Here is a 14,622-nt window from a genome sequence, read left to right on the forward strand (position 1 = left end):
GGGGAAAGACCCCTCCGAGCCGCGGGAAAGGCCCCTCCGAGCCGCGGGGCGGGGGTCAGGCGAGGCCGAGCTCGAGCCGGACCACGGTCCACTCGCTGCCGCCGGCCTCCGACTCGCGGAGCACCACCAGGTCCCCGCCCGAGGCACGGGCGCAGCGGCGTGCGATGTCGAGTCCGAGGCCGGTGGAGCCGCGGTCGCTGCGGCCGCGGCGTACGGCGTCGGCGTCGAAGCCGGGACCCTGGTCGCGGACCTCGACCACGACCCGTGGCGGCTCCTGCGGGGTGAGGCGAGCCCGGACGGCGACCGGGGTGCGGTCGGGGGTGTGCGCGATGCAGTTCTCGACCAGCGCGTCGATCGCGGCGCGCAGGTCGTCGGCGGAGCAGTGCACCTCGGGCAGGTCCGGGGCCAGCGCGACCTCGATCCGCCGGTCCTGGTCCTCGATCAGGGGCTGCCAGTACGCCACCGACTCCGCGGCCACCGGGCCGGGGAAGCAGCCGACCCGCCGGCCCTCCCGGGTGGAGCGGCGGGCCTCGTGGATCACCGCGGTCAAGGTCCGCTCGAGCGTGGCGACGTGGTCCTCCAGCTCGCTCCGCGCCGGACCGTCGGGCAGCGCGTCCACGTCCAGGCGCAGCGCCATCAGCGGGGTGCGCAGGCGGTGCGACATGTCGGCCGCCGCCTCGCGCTCGCTCGCCAGGAGCTCCTCGATCCGGCCGGCCAGGCCGTTCAGCGCGTGTGCGACGCGGCGTACCTCCGGCGGGCCGGTCTCGGGCACCCGGGAGACCGCGTCGCCGCCGGCGATCGCGTCGGCGAGGTCCGCGGTCCGACCCAGGTCGCGGACCAGGCGGCGGGAGAGGACCTCGGCCGCCGCGCCGACCAGGAGCAGCAGCACCACCCCGGCCACGGCCAGCGGCAGCAGCCGTTCGGCGAGGGTGTGCCGGACCGCGGCGTCGTCGGCGAAGGCCATCACCACCGTCGGGCCGCCGGCGGTCGCCACCTCGACCCGGACCAGCTTGCCGCCGTCCACCACGTCGACGTCGGGCCCGCTCTGGCTGGAGAACGGTCCGTCGTGGTCGCTGTCCCCATCCCGCTCGTGCTCGCCCGCGTCGCCGTCGTCGTCCGCGGGGGAGGGGGTGTCGTCGGTGTCCCGGTCGCGGTCCTCGGCGGGCGAGGAGCCGGGCAGGTCCGGGCCGTAGCGGGTGCCGTCCGGCGTGTAGATCGCTACCTGCGTGCCCTCGTCGCGGTCGCTGGCCAGCCGCTCCCAGCTCGTCGTCGTGCTCGCGTCGCCGCCGGCGGCCACGTAGTCGGCCACCGTCCACGCGGCGCGGGTGGCGGCCTGCTCGACGTCGCGCGCCGCCGAGCGCTGCTCGAGCACCCCCAGCGGGATCGCGAAGAGCAGCAGCACCGCCACGGTCGCGCCGACCGTCAGCGACAGGATCCGGGTGCGCAGGCTCATGGCTGGTCGGGGGAGGGGCCGGGGTCGACCAGCTTGACGCCGACGCCGCGCACGCTGTGCAGGTACCGGGGCTGCGCCGCGCTCTCACCGAGCTTGCGGCGCAGCCAGGACAGGTGCACGTCGACCGTGCGGTCCGCGCCGCCCCAGGGCTGCTGCCAGACCTCGGCCAGCAGCTGGCGCTTGGAGATCACCTGCCCGGGCCGGGAGGCGAGCGCCAGCAGCAGGTCGAACTCCTTGCGGTTCAGGTCCAGCGGTCGGCCGTCGAGCTCGGCGGTCCGCGCCACCGCGTCCATCACCAGTCCGCCGACGGCGGCCCGGCGGCCCTCGACCTCGCCCGCCTCCCCGGCCGCGGAGGTACGGCGGAGCACGGCCCGGACCCGCGCCATCGCCTGTGCGGCGGAGAAGGGCTTGACCAGGTAGTCGTCCGCGCCGGCGTCGAGGAGCCGGACCACCTCGCGGTCGTCGTCGCGGGCGGTGGCGACCACGACCGGCAGGTCGCCCTGCGCCCGGATCAGCGCCAGCACGTCGGCGCCGTCGAGGTCGGGCAGGCCGAGGTCGAGCATCACGACGTCGGGCCGCTCGGTGGGCAGCGCCTGGATCGCCTCGACCGCCGTGCCGACCGCGGAGACCGTGGCGCCCTGCTCGGTCAGGCCGCGGGCCAGGCTGCGGCGGATCGACTCGTCGTCCTCGACCAGCAGCAGGTGCACCACGGGGCCGATCCTAGGGACCGGGCCCACAGCATGCCGGTGAACGAGCAGGCGCGCGTTCGTGGTCAGGCACGTCCGCTGGGTCTCGCTGCCTACACGGGGGACCGTGAATCCGTCTCCTCGATCGAGGCGGCCCCTCCTCGGCTGCTGTGGTCGCGTTCCCAGGCTGCGTACCGGCCCCGCGCCAGCTGCAGGCGCGCGGCGACGACCAGACCGGCGTAGACGGCCGAGTCGGCGGCCGGCTCGAACGTCGTGGTCAGCAGCTGGCGCGCGATCCCGGAGGTCGTCCGACCCGTGGGCCGCGAAGCCTCGCCATTCTCGGCCTTCGCGGCCTCAGCTCTGCCGTAGTGGGTCCGGCGCAGTACTGCCATCAGGCTCTTCAGGTCCCGCGGGGTACGGACCAGCACGGGGTCCGTGGCCACGATCTCGATCTCCTTGCGGTCGAAGAGGCCGTCGACGAACAGGTCGTCCCCGACTCGTTCCGGGAAACGGTCGAAGCGCTCGTGGCCTGACTTCGAGAGCGCGTAGACGCCCGCGCCCCAAAGGTGGTCGGAGATCTCGGGAAGCCGCTGCCGAGCACGGTAGAAGGAGCGCACCACGCGGGTGGCGCCGGTCGCCTCGTAACGGAAGGCCGGGCGAGCGGCGAGGGCCGGGCCGGCCGTGAGCAACGACAACACCCGTTCGACCGCGACCGCGGTGATCTCGATGTCAGCGTCGAGGTACATCCGTGGCCACGTCGACGCGTGGGAGTCGCCGGCGTTGAGGGCGGCGACCTTCGACGCCGTTTCCACCTCCAGTACCTGGGCTCCGGGGACGGCACGCGCGACCTGGGCCGTGCCGTCGGTGCATCCGTTGGCCACCACGATCAGCTCGATACGGCCCGATGTGGCGAGGTCGGACAGCGGAGCAAGTGTCCGGGCGACCACGGCCTCCTCGTTGTGGGCGGGGACGATGACGGCCCCGAGGCGGCTCTGCTCAGGCGAGATCATCGCGAGCCTCGCTGTTCGCCGCCCCCAGACCGGGCGGTGGTGGCTGCCGGCGAGAGCGGTGCTCAGAGATGACGAAACGGCGGTTGGACACGGATCGGGTCTCCCGACTGTTCGGTGGGGTGCGTGGTCGTCCGGATGCTTCCAGCGTTCGGCAACCGGACCGGGGTAGACCGCGTTCGTCCGGGACGGTACCCAACACTGGGGACACCCGGCCGTGCCAGCATCCCGTGGCGGGTCAGAGTGCCGGGACGATCGTCTCCCGGGTCAGGTCGGCGATCGAGGCGTAGCCGTCCACGGCCATCAGCAGGTCGGCCTCGGCGAGCAGCGAGCGGAGCACGTGCACCAGCCCGTCCACCCCGCCCAGGCCGAGCCCGTAGACGTAGGGCCGGCCGACCGCGACCGCCGTGGCGCCCAGCGCGAGCGCCTTGACCACGTCGGAGCCCGAACGGACGCCGGAGTCGAAGATCACCGGTGCGTCACCCGCGGCCTCGACCACGCCGGGCAGCCACTGCAGCGCCGAGCCGCCGCCGTTGGCCTGCCGGCCGCCGTGGTTGGAGCAGTAGATGCCGTCCATCCCGCCGTCCAGTGCCCGGCGCGCGTCGTCGGGGTGGCAGATCCCCTTGAGCAGCATCGGCAGGTCGGTCAGCGACCGCAGCCAGGCCAGGTCCTCCCAGCCCATCGGGTTGCCGAAGATGCCGGCCCAGGTCAGCACCGTCGTCATGGTGTCGGCGTCGGGCGGCAGCAGGCCCGTGAAGACCGGGTCGGAGGTGTAGTTGGCCAGGCACTTGCCGCGCAGCTGCGGGAAGTTGCCGGTGGCCAGGTCGCGCGGGCGCCAGCCGGGGATCCAGGTGTCGAGGGTGACCACGATGCCGTCGTACCCGGCCTGCTCGGCGCGCCGCACCAGGCTGGCGGCGAGGTCGCGGTCCTTCGGCGTGTAGAGCTGGAAGTACGACGGGGTGTCGCCGGTGGCCGCGACGACGTCCTCCAGCGGGTCGCTCATCAGGGTGGAGCCGATCATCGGCACGCCGGTCTGCGCCGAGGCCTCGGCGGTGTGGACGTCGCCGTGCTGGTCGGGCGTGCACAGTCCGATCACGCCCACGGGCGCCATCATCAGCGGGGTCGGCAGCGTCTTCCCGAACAGCTCGATCGAGAGGTCGCGCTCGCCGTTGCCGCCGAGCATCCGGGGGATCAGCGCCCAGCTGTCGAAGGCGGTGACGTTGGCGCGCTGGGTGGCCTCGTTGCCGCAGCCGCCGGCGATGTAGGTGCGCAGCTCGGGCGGGAGCGCGGCCAGCGCGTCGGCCTCGAGGACGCCGTAGTCGAACGGCATCCGGGGGAGCGCCCCGTTGACCGCGTTGAAGTAGAGCTCGAGCTGGTAGTCGCCGTACGCCATGGGAAGTCGCCTCCGCGGTTCGATCCGTTGCACCCTCGCGCCGGCACTACGGTGTAATGCCGATCACACGCGCACGTTAGCGACCCAGCGACCCCGAGGAGCACGTCCCCATGACAGAAGCGCACGGCCCGGCCGCAGTGGATGGTCCTGCCGCGGGGTTCACGCCCGATGCGATCGTGGTCGGCGCCGGGCTGGCCGGCCTGGTCGCCACGCACGAGCTGGCGAAGGCGGGCAAGCGGGTGCTGGTGCTGGACCAGGAGAACCGCGCCAACCTCGGCGCCCAGGCCTTCTGGTCGCTGGGCGGTCTCTTCTTCGTCGACTCCAAGCAGCAGCGCCGCACCGGCATCAAGGACTCCTACGAGCTGGCGCTGCAGGACTGGATGGGCAGCGCCCAGTTCGACCGGCTCGGGGACGGGACCGACGGTCCCGGACGCGGCGAGGACTACTGGCCGCGCCGGTGGGCCGAGGCCTACGTCAGGTTCGCGCACACCGAGAAGCAGGCCTACCTCAACGACCTCGGGCTGGCCTCGATGCCGTTCGCCGGCTGGGCCGAGCGCGGTGACGGCCGGGCGACCGGCCACGGCAACTCGGTGCCGCGCTTCCACCTCACCTGGGGGACCGGTCCCGAGGTGGTCCGGGTCTTCGCCGAACCGGTCGAGGCGGCCGAGCAGCGCGGCCTGGTCCGGTTCGGCTTCCGGCACCGCGTCGACGACCTGGTCGTCGAGGACGGCGCCGTGGTGGGCGTGCGCGGCGCGCGGCTGGCCGAGGACGACTCCCCGCGCGGGGTGAAGTCCAACCGCGACGTGGTCGGCGACTTCGACTACCGGGCCGCGGCCGTGGTGGTGAGCAGCGGCGGCATCGGCCACAACTTCGACCTGATGCGCCAGAACTGGCCCACCGAGCGGATCGGCCCCGCCCCGGAGCACCTGATCGCCGGCGTACCGGCGCACGTGGACGGCCGGATGATCGGCATCACCGAGTCCGCGGGCGCCACCGTGGTCAACCGCGACCGGCTGTGGGCCTACGTCGAGGGCGTCCACAACTGGGACCCGATCTGGCCCGACCACGCGATCCGGATCCTGCCCGGTCCCTCGTCGATGTGGTTCGACGCCGACGGCAAGCGGCTGGAGGGGATGTCCGGCGTACCGGGGGCGGACACGAACGGCTCCATGAAGCAGGTGCTGGCCACCGGTCACGACTACTCGTGGTTCATCCTCACCCAGACGATCATCGAGAAGGAGTTCGGCCTCAGCGGTTCCGAGCAGAACCCCGACATCACCGGCAAGGACGTGAAGTTCGCGATCAAGAGCCGGCTGGCGAAGGGCGCGCCGGGGCCGGTCGAGGCGTTCAAGGAGCACGGCGTCGACTTCGTGGTCGCCGACGACCTGGCCGGGCTGGTCGAGAAGATGAACGCGATCGCCCGGGGACCCCAGCTCGACGTCGCCGAGATCGAGCGCCAGATCGTGGCCCGCGACCGGGAGCTGGGCAACCCGTTCTGCAAGGACGTCCAGGTGATGGCGATCCACAACGCGCGCCGCGCCAAGACCGAGAAGATCATCCGGGTCGCCCCGCCGCACCGGATCCTCGACCCCGAGCACGGCCCGCTGATCGCGGTCCGCCTCAACATCCTCTCCCGCAAGACCCTCGGCGGGCTGGAGACCAACCTGGACGCGCAGTGCATCGCCGCCGACGGCAGCCCGATCCCGGGGCTGTACGCCGCCGGCGAGGCCGCCGGGTTCGGCGGGGGCGGGGTGCACGGCTACAACGCGCTGGAGGGGACGTTCCTCGGCGGCTGCATCTTCTCCGGCCGCGCCGCCGGCCGCGCTATCGCCCGGGGCTGACCGGGGCTGACCGGGGCTGACCGGGGCTGACCGGGGCTGACCGGGGCCGGGGCGACGCGACGACGCCGGGCCGGCAGAACGTTCCTGCCGACCCGGCGTCGTACCTCAGCGGGCTACTTGTTGACGTGCACCCGCATCACGCCGTGCCCGTCGCTGCCCGCCACCTTCACCGTGGTGCCGGTCTTCGGCACGTCCACGCCGACCCAGCCGGGCTGGTAGCGACCCGGCGCCGATCCGCCCGACCACCACGACTTCGTGTCGTCGAAGACCCGCTGCGCCGGCTGTGACGGGATCCGCGTCGGCACCCCGTCCAGGTGCAGCGTGTAGGCATCCGTCCGCTCCGTCCCGAAGGTGGAGTCGTAGGACTGGATCCGCGGGCGCATCATCGTCCCGTCGTCCCAGTACAGCCGGTCCGGGTGCGCGTCGACCGGCAGCAGCAGGCCGCCGCCCGGGTGGTCGCCGACGTTGTTGTCGGAGTAGCTGGTGTCCCAGTAGTCGATCAGCAGCCCGTCCTGGTACGAGAAGTGCTCGACCCAGTCCGGCATGGTGCTGGTGAACCCGAAGTTGTACGGGCCGGTCCGCAGCGCGTCGTCCGAGCCGAGGTACTGCCGGCTGGAGAGCACGTAGGCGTTGAAGAACGACTGCTCCTCCGACCCGGTCGTGGTCCGGAACCCGTCGAAGGTCCAGCCCTCGTCGGTCTCCGCGGTGCCGATCGGCGTCCCGTCGAGGGTGATCGCGTCGACCTGGAAGCCGTCCCCGACCACGGCGCCGTCGGTCCAGTAGCGGAACCCGAGGTCGACCGTCTGGCCCGCGTACGCCGACAGGTCGGCCGTCAGCTCGACCCAGGTGTCCCCGGAGGAACCGGTGATCCCGGAGCCGAAGTTCTGGCCGTTCGGGTCAGCGTCGGTCGACAGGTTGGTCGCGACGGGATCGCCGTTGACGGTCAGGTAGGCGTAGTCCCAGTCGGTCTCGATGTCGTACCGCGCGTGGGCGGTGAGCGCGCCGGCGCCCACGGTGACCGACGTGGTCATCGAGACGTCGAGGTCGTTGCCCGAGCCGCTGTAGTAGTACTGGTCGCCCTCGTACGGGTCCCCGAGCTCCAGCGGCACCTCCTTGTCCGGCAGCAGCACGAAGGCGCCCTGGGACTTCTTGGTGCGGTGCTCGGCGGGGCCGAGGTTCAGGGTCCGCTTCTCGCCGTACCGGACCACGTCGTAGTCGAGCCAGCCGAGCTGCTGCTTCTCCCAGTTGCCCATGTGGGTGGGCTCGCCGCCGATGCCGTCCTCGGGCTTGCCGGTGTTGCCGTAGGAGCCGGAGCTCATCAGCGTCCAGAACGCGGTGGAGTTCTCCGCGCCGCCGGTGTTGCCGGAGGTGTCGTAGAGGTCGGGCAGCCCGAGGTCGTGGCCGAACTCGTGGGCGAAGACGCCGACGCCGCCGTTCTCCGGCTCGATCGTGTAGTCACCGATCCACAGGTTGGAGTTGCCGACCTGCACGCCGCCGAACGGGACGGTCTGCCCGCCCACCGTCGGGCCGCCGGAGCCGATGCCGGTCAGCTGGACGTACCAGCGGTGCGACCAGATCGCGTCGTCGCCGTAGGTGCCGCCGCCTGTCTCCTGGCCGACGCCGGCGTGGATCGACTGGAAGTGGTCGATGTAGCCGTCGGGCTCGTCGAAGTTCCCGTCGCTGTCGTAGTCGTAACGGTCCCAGACGTCGAACTTCGCGAGGTAGTCGTCGACCGCCTGCACGCTGCCCATCTCGGCGAGCGCGCGCTGGTACCAGGCGTTGACCGAGTCCCGCACGAACCACCAGGTGGTCTGGCCGCAGGTGATGCTGCCGCACCAGTCGCGGCCGTAGTGCGCGGCCCGGTAGGGCACCTGCACCCAGTCGGTGACGTCGCCGTTGACGCTGTAGGCGCCCGAGGACATCTCGTCGTAGTAGTTGCGCATCGAGACCGCGCCGGGCTCCTCGGAGAAGAGCAGGTCCTCGTAGTAGCCCTGCGAGAAGTCGGGTTCCCAGATCGTGGTGTTGTCGACCGAGCGGTCCGGCTCCGGGATCTGGTTGTGCTGCGGGCCCTCGGCCCCGCCCTTGAGGATCCCGTAGGGGCTCTCCTGGTCGCCGAACTCGGCGAGCACGCTGAAGATCGAGTCCTCGTCCGCGCGGGCCAGCTCGACGTACTGCCCGGGGGCGATCTTCACGACCTGGTTCTTGCCCTTCGGCGTCGCCTCGCCGGACAGCACCATCTCCTGGGCGCGGGTCCGTTCGGCGGACTGCTTGTCGCTGAGCGGGGAGGAGAGGTTGTCGGAGCGGGCGGACGCGGCGTCGGGTGGCGCAGCGGGCTTCAGAGGCTCCGGTTCCGCGTTCGCCGGCCCCACCCCCAGGGTGCCCTGGACGGCGAGCGCCCCGATGCCGGCGACTGCCACGATCAGTCTTCTCATGCCTCACGTCTCCTGTGGTCGACCACGGTGCGGATCGCGCACCTGCTGGCGACGCTAGTGAGATCCTGTGGCCTGTGTCACCCCTCGTAAACGAGGCATTCTTGTGTTATCAAGGCCGGTGACGACATGAAGTCGCGATCATTCCCGGGCCCGCCGGATACCTTCTTCGGGCGGCCCGGTACGGCGCCGTCCGCTGCCGGGGTCGGCCGACCGAGCGACTAGGTTGGCGCCCGTGACCGACACGCCCAGCCCCGAGCAGCTCACCGCCTACACCCACCAGGTGATCCCGATCCTCTCCGCGATGGGGATCGAGGTGATCGAGGCCGGACGCAACGACGTCGCAGCGCGGCTCCCGTTCGGGCCCAACGGCAACCACTTCGGCTCGGCGTACGCCGGCTCGCTGTTCACCGTGGCGGAGGTGCTCGGCGGCATCTACGCCAGCACCTCGCTGGTGCTCGAGGGCGCGGTGCCGCTGGTCAAGCGGCTCGAGATCGACTACCGACGCCCGGCCAACTCCGACGTGGTCTCCCGGGCCACCCTGAGCGACGACGAGATCGAGCGGATCCTCGCCGAGACGCAGGCCAACGGGAAGTCCGACTTCGAGCTCACCGCCGAGCTCACCGACGAGGCCGGCACCGTGGTCGCGACCACGCACGGCTACTACCAGATGCGGAAGTTCTGACGCTGTCCGCGCAGGTGCGGGTGGCGCCGCTCGAGCCTCGGCACTGGCCCGAGGTCGAGCGCATCTACGCCGCCGGCATCGCCGGCGGTCACGCCACCTTCGAGACCGCGCCGCCGACCTGGGAGCGGTTCGACGCCGGCAGGCTGGCCGACCACCGGCTGGTGGCGCTCGGCACCTCGACCGCCACCGGGGGTGAGCGGGTGCTCGGCTGGATCGCCGGCTCGGCGTACTCCTCGCGCGGCGTCTACGCCGGCGTGGTCGAGGAGTCCGTGTACGTCGACCCGGGCGTCGCCGGACAGGGCGTGGGCCGGCTGCTCCTGGAGGCGTTCGTGGCCTCGACGGAGGCCGCCGGAGTGTGGACGGTCCAGGCCGGGGTCTTCCCCGAGAACGCCGCCAGCCTGGCCCTGCACCGGGCCGCGGGCTTCCGCGTGGTCGGCACCCGTGAACGGATCGGTCGGATGGCGCGGGGGCCGCTCGCCGGCGCGTGGCGCGACGTCGTCCTGCTGGAACGGCGCAGCGAGGTCGCCGGCCGTTGAGGTCTCACCGCGGTGCCCGCGGCTGGGTGTCCGGCGTCAGCCGTGCGAGCAGCGCGTGCTCCTCGTGCGTGTCGGCGCCGGGCGTGACCAGCAGCGAGACCAGGACGCGGAGGAACAGCTGTGGCAGCTCCCGGTCGCCGTCCTCGCCGCGGCCCAGCGCGCCGCGCAGGTAGGAGCGGATCCGCGCCGACCCGACCAGCACCGCCAGCAGCTGCTGGCCGCCGTCGGCGGCGTACCAGGCGGTCAGGTGCGGGCGGGCGCGCACCGCGGTGAGGCAGGCGACGGCGTAGCCCGCCACCCCGCCGTCGGCGCGGTACGTCGCCGCGACCTCGTCGAGGATCGTGATCGCCTCGCGCTCGGCGAAGGCGGCGAGCAGCGCGGACCGGGTGGGGAAGTAGCGGTAGAGGGTGGCCCGCGAGCAGCCGGCGGCGCGGGCCAGCTCCTCCATCCCCGGGCCGTCGAGGCCCTCGGCGGCGAAGAGGGCCGCGGCCGCGTCGAGGATCTGGTCGGTCGCCGCCACCGTGCGGCGGCCGGTCAGCCAGCTCACGTGCCGGCCGCCAGGTCGAGCCGGAGCGGACGACGCACGTAGGGGCCCGGAGCCCAGGTCACCGACGCCGGATCGACGGTGTACGACGGCATCCGGGTGAGCAGCTCGCTCAGCGCCACCCGGGCCGTCATCCGGGCCGCCGCAGCCCCCAGGCAGTGGTGGGCGCCGTGGGCGAAGGTGAGGATCTGCCGCGGCGCCCGAGTCACGTCGAGGTCCTCGGCGTCGGGGCCGAAGGCGCGCGGGTCGCGGTTCGCGGCGGCGTAGCAGAGCAGCACCTTCCGGCCCGCCGGGATCGTGGTGCCGTGGACGGTGACGTCGCGGGTCGTGGTGCGGGCCAGCCCCTGGACCGGGGAGGTGAGCCGGAGCAGCTCCTCGACCGTCGCGGGCACGTCGTCGAGCGCCCTGGCCCGCTGCTCGGGGTGATCGGCCAGCAGCTGTGCTCCGGCGCCCAGCAGCCCGGTGGTGGTGTCGTTGCCGCCGGCGACCATGGTGAAGGTGAAGGCGAGGATCCGGAGCAGGCCGTCGGGGGAGTCGCCCTCGCCGGCGGCGACCAGGTGGGAGACGACGTCATCCTCCGGCTCGGTACGCCGCCGCTCCACCAGGTCGGCGAAGTAGCCCGCCATCTCGGCGGTGGCCTCGGCCGCGGTCGTGGTGGCACCGGCGGCGCCCGCCCCGGCGTTGGCCGCCACGATCGCGTCGGTCCAGGCGTCGAACCGACCGCGGTCCTCCTCCGGCACGCCGAGGTAGTGGGCGACCAGCATGCTCGGCAGCGGCTTGAACAGCGAGCCGACGATGTCGCCGCCGCCGGCGGCGCGCAGCCGTTCGAGCCGGTCGACCACGAAGGCCCGGATCGCCGGCTCGACCGACTCCACCTGGCGCGGCGTGAAACCGCGGCTGACGAGCCGCCGGAACGCGGTGTGCTCGGGCGGGTCGGTCATCACCATGGGCGGGTTGTCGGTCAGCCCGATCGCCTCGAGCTCGCCGTACGTCACCGTGAGGCCGGCCGCGGACGAGAACGTCTCGTGGTCGCGGGCCGCCGCGAAGACGTGCTCGTGGCGGCTGAGCACCCAGTAGTCGCCGTCCGCGACGTGGTGCACCGGGTCGTGCTCGCGGAGAGCCGCGTACATCGGCCAGGGGTCGCGCCAGGAGGGCCCCGAGCGTGGCACGAAGGCAGCGGGGACCGGCGGCGCGGTCGTCGCGCCCGTGTGAGACAGATCGGCCGACATGTCTCAAAGATGGGTCGCGTGGCCGACTCTGTCAACGAGGTCCGTCGCCCCTCGGACACACTGAGGACAGGCTTAGTTATCTTGACTCGTTCAAGAAAGGCTGGCAGTGTTCGGGGCATGACGACGCCCCCCGACTTCCCGCAGATGCTGCGCGGTGCCGGGCTCCGGGTCACTCGTCCTCGCCTGGCCGTCCTGGACGCCGTGCACGCCCACGCCCACGCCGACACCGACACCGTGATCGGCGTGGTGCGACAGGGGCTGCCCGACGTCTCCCACCAGGCCGTGTACGACGTGCTCCGAGCGCTGACCGCGACCGGGCTGATCCGTCGGATCCAGCCCTCCGGCTCGGTGGCCCGTTACGAGAGCCGGGTCGGCGACAACCACCACCACGTGGTGTGTCGCGGCTGCGGCACGATCGCCGACGTGGACTGCGCCGTGGGTCATACGCCCTGCCTGCTCGCCTCCGACGACCGAGGCTTCTCGATCGACGAGGCCGAGGTCATCTACTGGGGCACCTGCCCCGACTGCGCTGCCGAGGCCGCCTCGGCCGACGCCATCGCCCCCTGAGTCTTCCCGCCGCCGTCTTTGCCCAACTGGAGAGGAAACATGTCCGAGAACCACGAGACCGAGCTCGCTGACCTGAACGAGACCTCGGCCGGCAAGTGCCCCGTGATGCACGACGCCCTGCCGCACCCGAGCCAGGGCTCGCCCAACCAGCAGTGGTGGCCGAACAAGCTCAACCTCAAGATCCTCGCCAAGAACCCCGAGGTGGGTGACCCCTACGGCGCGGACTTCGACTACAACGCCGCCTTCGAGGCGCTCGACCTCAGCGCGGTCAAGGCCGACATCGCGGCCACGCTGACCGACTCCAAGGACTTCTGGCCGGCCGACTTCGGCAACTACGGCCCCCTCTACATCCGGATGGCGTGGCACTCCGCGGGCACCTACCGCGTGCAGGACGGTCGGGGTGGTGGCGGCACCGGCCAGCAGCGGTTCGCGCCGCTCAACTCGTGGCCGGACAACGGCAACCTGGACAAGGCCCGCCGCCTGCTGTGGCCGGTCAAGAAGAAGTACGGGCGCGCGCTGTCGTGGGCCGACCTGATGATCCTCGCGGGCAACGTGGCGCTGGAGGAGATGGGCTTCCCGACCTTCGGCTTCGGTGGCGGTCGCCCCGATGTCTGGGAGGCCGACGACGACATCTACTGGGGTCCCGAGACCGAGTGGCTCGGCGGCGACGAGGGCGGCGCGCAGCGCTACACCGGCGAGCGCGACCTCGACGACCCGCTGGCGGCTGTCCAGATGGGCCTGATCTACGTCAACCCGGAGGGTCCGGAGGGCAACCCCGACCCGCTGGCGTCCGCCGCGGACATCAAGGACACCTTCACCCGGATGGGCATGACCCACGAGGAGACCGTCGCGCTGATCGCCGGTGGTCACACCTTCGGCAAGACCCACGGCGCCGGGGACGCCGCTCTGGTCGGCGCCGAGCCCGAGGCCGGCAAGATCGAGCAGCAGGGCCTGGGCTGGGCCTCGACCCACGCCTCGGGCAAGGGCATCGACGCGATCACCTCGGGCCTGGAGGTCACCTGGACCTACCACCCGACCCGCTGGGACAACGAGTTCTTCCACATCCTCTTCGCCTACGAGTGGGAGCTGTTCAAGTCGCCGGCCGGCGCCTACCAGTGGCGCCCGGTCAACAACGGCGGCGCCGACCTGGTGCCCGAGGCGTTCGGCGACGGCAAGCGCGAGCCGCGGATGCTGACCTCCGACCTGGCGCTGCGGATGGACCCGGAGTTCGAGGCGATCTCGCGCAAGTTCAAGGACGACCAGGACGCGTTCACCGACGCGTTCGCCCGCGCCTGGTTCAAGCTGACCCACCGCGACATGGGCCCCAAGGCGCGCTACCGCGGCGCCGAGGTCCCCGCCGAGGACCTGGTCTGGCAGGACCCGATCCCCGCCGGCACCGAGCTCACCGACGAGCAGGTCGCCTCGCTGAAGGCCGCGATCGCCGACTCCGGTCTCACGGTCTCCCAGCTGGTGTCCACCGCGTGGGCGTCGGCCTCGACCTTCCGCTCCTCCGACAAGCGCGGCGGCGCCAACGGTGCCCGCATCGCCCTGGAGCCGCAGCGGTCGTGGGCGATCAACCGCCCGGCCGAGCTCGCCCCGATCCTGGCCACCCTCGGCGAGATCGCCGCGGCGCAGGGCGTCTCCCTGGCCGACGCGATCGTCGTCGGTGGCTCGGTGGGCGTCGAGAAGGCGGCGGCCGCGGCCGGCGTCGACGTCACGGTCACCACCACGACCGGCCGCGGCGACGCGACCCAGGAGCAGACCGACGTCGAGTCGTTCGGCTACCTGGAGCCCAAGGCCGACGGCTTCCGGAACTACCTGGCCAAGTCCAGCAAGTTCCCGGCCGAGTTCACCCTGATCGACCGCGCCAACCTGCTGGGCGTGAGCGCGCCGGAGCTGACCGTCCTCATCGGCGGTCTCCGCGTCCTCGGCACCAACTGGGACGGGTCCGACCACGGTGTCTTCACCGACACCCCGGGCGTGCTGACGAACGACTTCTTCGTCAACCTGCTCGAGCTCGGCACCACCTGGACCGCCGTGGACGAGTCCGAGGACGTCTTCACCGGCACCACCGAGTCCGGCAAGACCCTCACCGGCACCCGCAACGACCTCGTCTTCGGCTCGAACTCGGAGCTGCGGGCGCTGGCCGAGGTCTACGCCTCCGACGACGCGAAGGAGAAGTTCGTCAACGACTTCGTCGCCGCCTGGGTGAAGGTCATGGACGCGGACCGGTTCGACCTGCGCTGATCCGC

Annotated in this window: 12 protein-coding genes; 5 read left to right on the forward strand and 7 right to left on the reverse strand. The window is 72.2% G+C overall.

The window, feature by feature from the left end; all coding sequences use genetic code 11:
• Positions 1-55: 55 nt before the first annotated feature.
• The 4 genes from E8D34_RS05115 to E8D34_RS05130 all read right to left on the reverse strand — a co-directional run bounded on the left by E8D34_RS05115 (position 56) and on the right by E8D34_RS05130 (position 4,539).
• Positions 56-1,453, reverse strand: a complete 1,398-nt coding sequence (locus E8D34_RS05115) for a HAMP domain-containing sensor histidine kinase (RefSeq protein WP_136593526.1) — start codon at positions 1,451-1,453, stop codon at positions 56-58.
• The gene (locus tag E8D34_RS05120; RefSeq protein WP_136593527.1) at positions 1,450-2,163 is read right to left on the reverse strand and encodes a response regulator transcription factor; all 714 of its coding nucleotides are present in this window, start codon (positions 2,161-2,163) and stop codon (positions 1,450-1,452) included. Before E8D34_RS05120 ends, E8D34_RS05115 begins: the two co-directional genes overlap by 4 nt.
• 89 nt (positions 2,164-2,252) lie before the next feature.
• Positions 2,253-3,149 (reverse strand): glycosyltransferase, encoded by an 897-nt coding sequence (locus tag E8D34_RS05125; RefSeq protein ID WP_136593528.1) that lies wholly within the window; start codon positions 3,147-3,149, stop codon positions 2,253-2,255.
• Positions 3,150-3,384: 235 nt separating this feature from the next.
• Entirely contained in the window at positions 3,385-4,539 is a 1,155-nt protein-coding gene (locus tag E8D34_RS05130) for an alpha-hydroxy-acid oxidizing protein (protein WP_136593529.1), read from the reverse strand.
• A gap of 110 nt (positions 4,540-4,649) precedes the next feature.
• On the opposite strand from E8D34_RS05130, the gene E8D34_RS05135 reads away from it, so the two are divergent.
• A complete protein-coding gene (locus tag E8D34_RS05135) occupies positions 4,650-6,380 on the forward strand; it encodes an FAD-binding dehydrogenase (RefSeq protein WP_136593530.1) in 1,731 nt (576 codons plus the stop codon).
• Positions 6,381-6,493: 113 nt separating this feature from the next.
• Here E8D34_RS05135 and E8D34_RS05140 read toward each other — a convergent pair whose 3' ends face one another.
• On the reverse strand, positions 6,494-8,812 hold the full coding sequence (locus E8D34_RS05140; RefSeq protein ID WP_136593531.1) for an immune inhibitor A domain-containing protein: 2,319 nt from the start codon (positions 8,810-8,812) through the stop codon (positions 6,494-6,496).
• A gap of 232 nt (positions 8,813-9,044) precedes the next feature.
• On the opposite strand from E8D34_RS05140, the gene E8D34_RS05145 reads away from it, so the two are divergent.
• Both E8D34_RS05145 and E8D34_RS05150 read left to right on the forward strand, forming a co-directional pair.
• Complete coding sequence (locus E8D34_RS05145; RefSeq protein ID WP_168929335.1) at positions 9,045-9,494, forward strand: YiiD C-terminal domain-containing protein; 450 nt, start codon at positions 9,045-9,047, stop codon at positions 9,492-9,494.
• A gap of 20 nt (positions 9,495-9,514) precedes the next feature.
• Entirely contained in the window at positions 9,515-10,030 is a 516-nt protein-coding gene (locus tag E8D34_RS05150) for a GNAT family N-acetyltransferase (protein ID WP_240771111.1), read from the forward strand.
• A 4-nt stretch (positions 10,031-10,034) separates the two neighbouring features.
• Here E8D34_RS05150 and E8D34_RS05155 read toward each other — a convergent pair whose 3' ends face one another.
• Both E8D34_RS05155 and E8D34_RS05160 read right to left on the reverse strand, forming a co-directional pair.
• Positions 10,035-10,577, reverse strand: coding sequence for a TetR/AcrR family transcriptional regulator (locus tag E8D34_RS05155; protein WP_168929336.1), 543 nt, complete (start codon positions 10,575-10,577; stop codon positions 10,035-10,037).
• Positions 10,574-11,704: a cytochrome P450 gene (locus E8D34_RS05160; RefSeq protein WP_276606577.1), complete on the reverse strand. Its 1,131-nt coding sequence runs from the start codon at positions 11,702-11,704 to the stop codon at positions 10,574-10,576. Before E8D34_RS05160 ends, E8D34_RS05155 begins: the two co-directional genes overlap by 4 nt.
• Before the next feature lie 216 nt (positions 11,705-11,920).
• On the opposite strand from E8D34_RS05160, the gene E8D34_RS05165 reads away from it, so the two are divergent.
• Positions 11,921-12,370 carry a Fur family transcriptional regulator gene (locus E8D34_RS05165; RefSeq protein WP_136593536.1) on the forward strand — a complete coding sequence of 150 codons (450 nt, stop codon included), beginning with the start codon at positions 11,921-11,923 and terminating at the stop codon, positions 12,368-12,370.
• 39 nt (positions 12,371-12,409) lie between these two features.
• Positions 12,410-14,617, forward strand: a complete 2,208-nt coding sequence (gene katG, locus E8D34_RS05170; RefSeq protein ID WP_136593537.1) for a catalase/peroxidase HPI — start codon at positions 12,410-12,412, stop codon at positions 14,615-14,617.
• The last annotated feature ends 5 nt before the right edge of the window (positions 14,618-14,622 follow it).

This window comes from Nocardioides sp. GY 10113 (genome assembly GCF_004919105.1).
Taxonomy (GTDB): Bacteria; Actinomycetota; Actinomycetes; order Propionibacteriales; family Nocardioidaceae; genus Nocardioides.

Bases quoted from the DNA above. Each gene is read 5' to 3' on its own strand.
- E8D34_RS05130 (WP_136593529.1), bottom strand. From the start codon at position 4,539: ATGGCGTACGGCGACTACCAGCTCGAGCTCTACTTCAACGCGGTCAAC.
- katG (WP_136593537.1), top strand. From the start codon at position 12,410: ATGTCCGAGAACCACGAGACCGAGCTCGCTGACCTGAACGAGACCTCG.
- E8D34_RS05125 (WP_136593528.1), bottom strand. From the start codon at position 3,149: ATGATCTCGCCTGAGCAGAGCCGCCTCGGGGCCGTCATCGTCCCCGCC.
- E8D34_RS05140 (WP_136593531.1), bottom strand. From the start codon at position 8,812: ATGAGAAGACTGATCGTGGCAGTCGCCGGCATCGGGGCGCTCGCCGTC.
- E8D34_RS05160 (WP_276606577.1), bottom strand. From the start codon at position 11,704: ATGTACGCGGCTCTCCGCGAGCACGACCCGGTGCACCACGTCGCGGAC.
- E8D34_RS05115 (WP_136593526.1), bottom strand. From the start codon at position 1,453: ATGAGCCTGCGCACCCGGATCCTGTCGCTGACGGTCGGCGCGACCGTG.
- E8D34_RS05165 (WP_136593536.1), top strand. From the start codon at position 11,921: ATGACGACGCCCCCCGACTTCCCGCAGATGCTGCGCGGTGCCGGGCTC.
- E8D34_RS05135 (WP_136593530.1), top strand. From the start codon at position 4,650: ATGACAGAAGCGCACGGCCCGGCCGCAGTGGATGGTCCTGCCGCGGGG.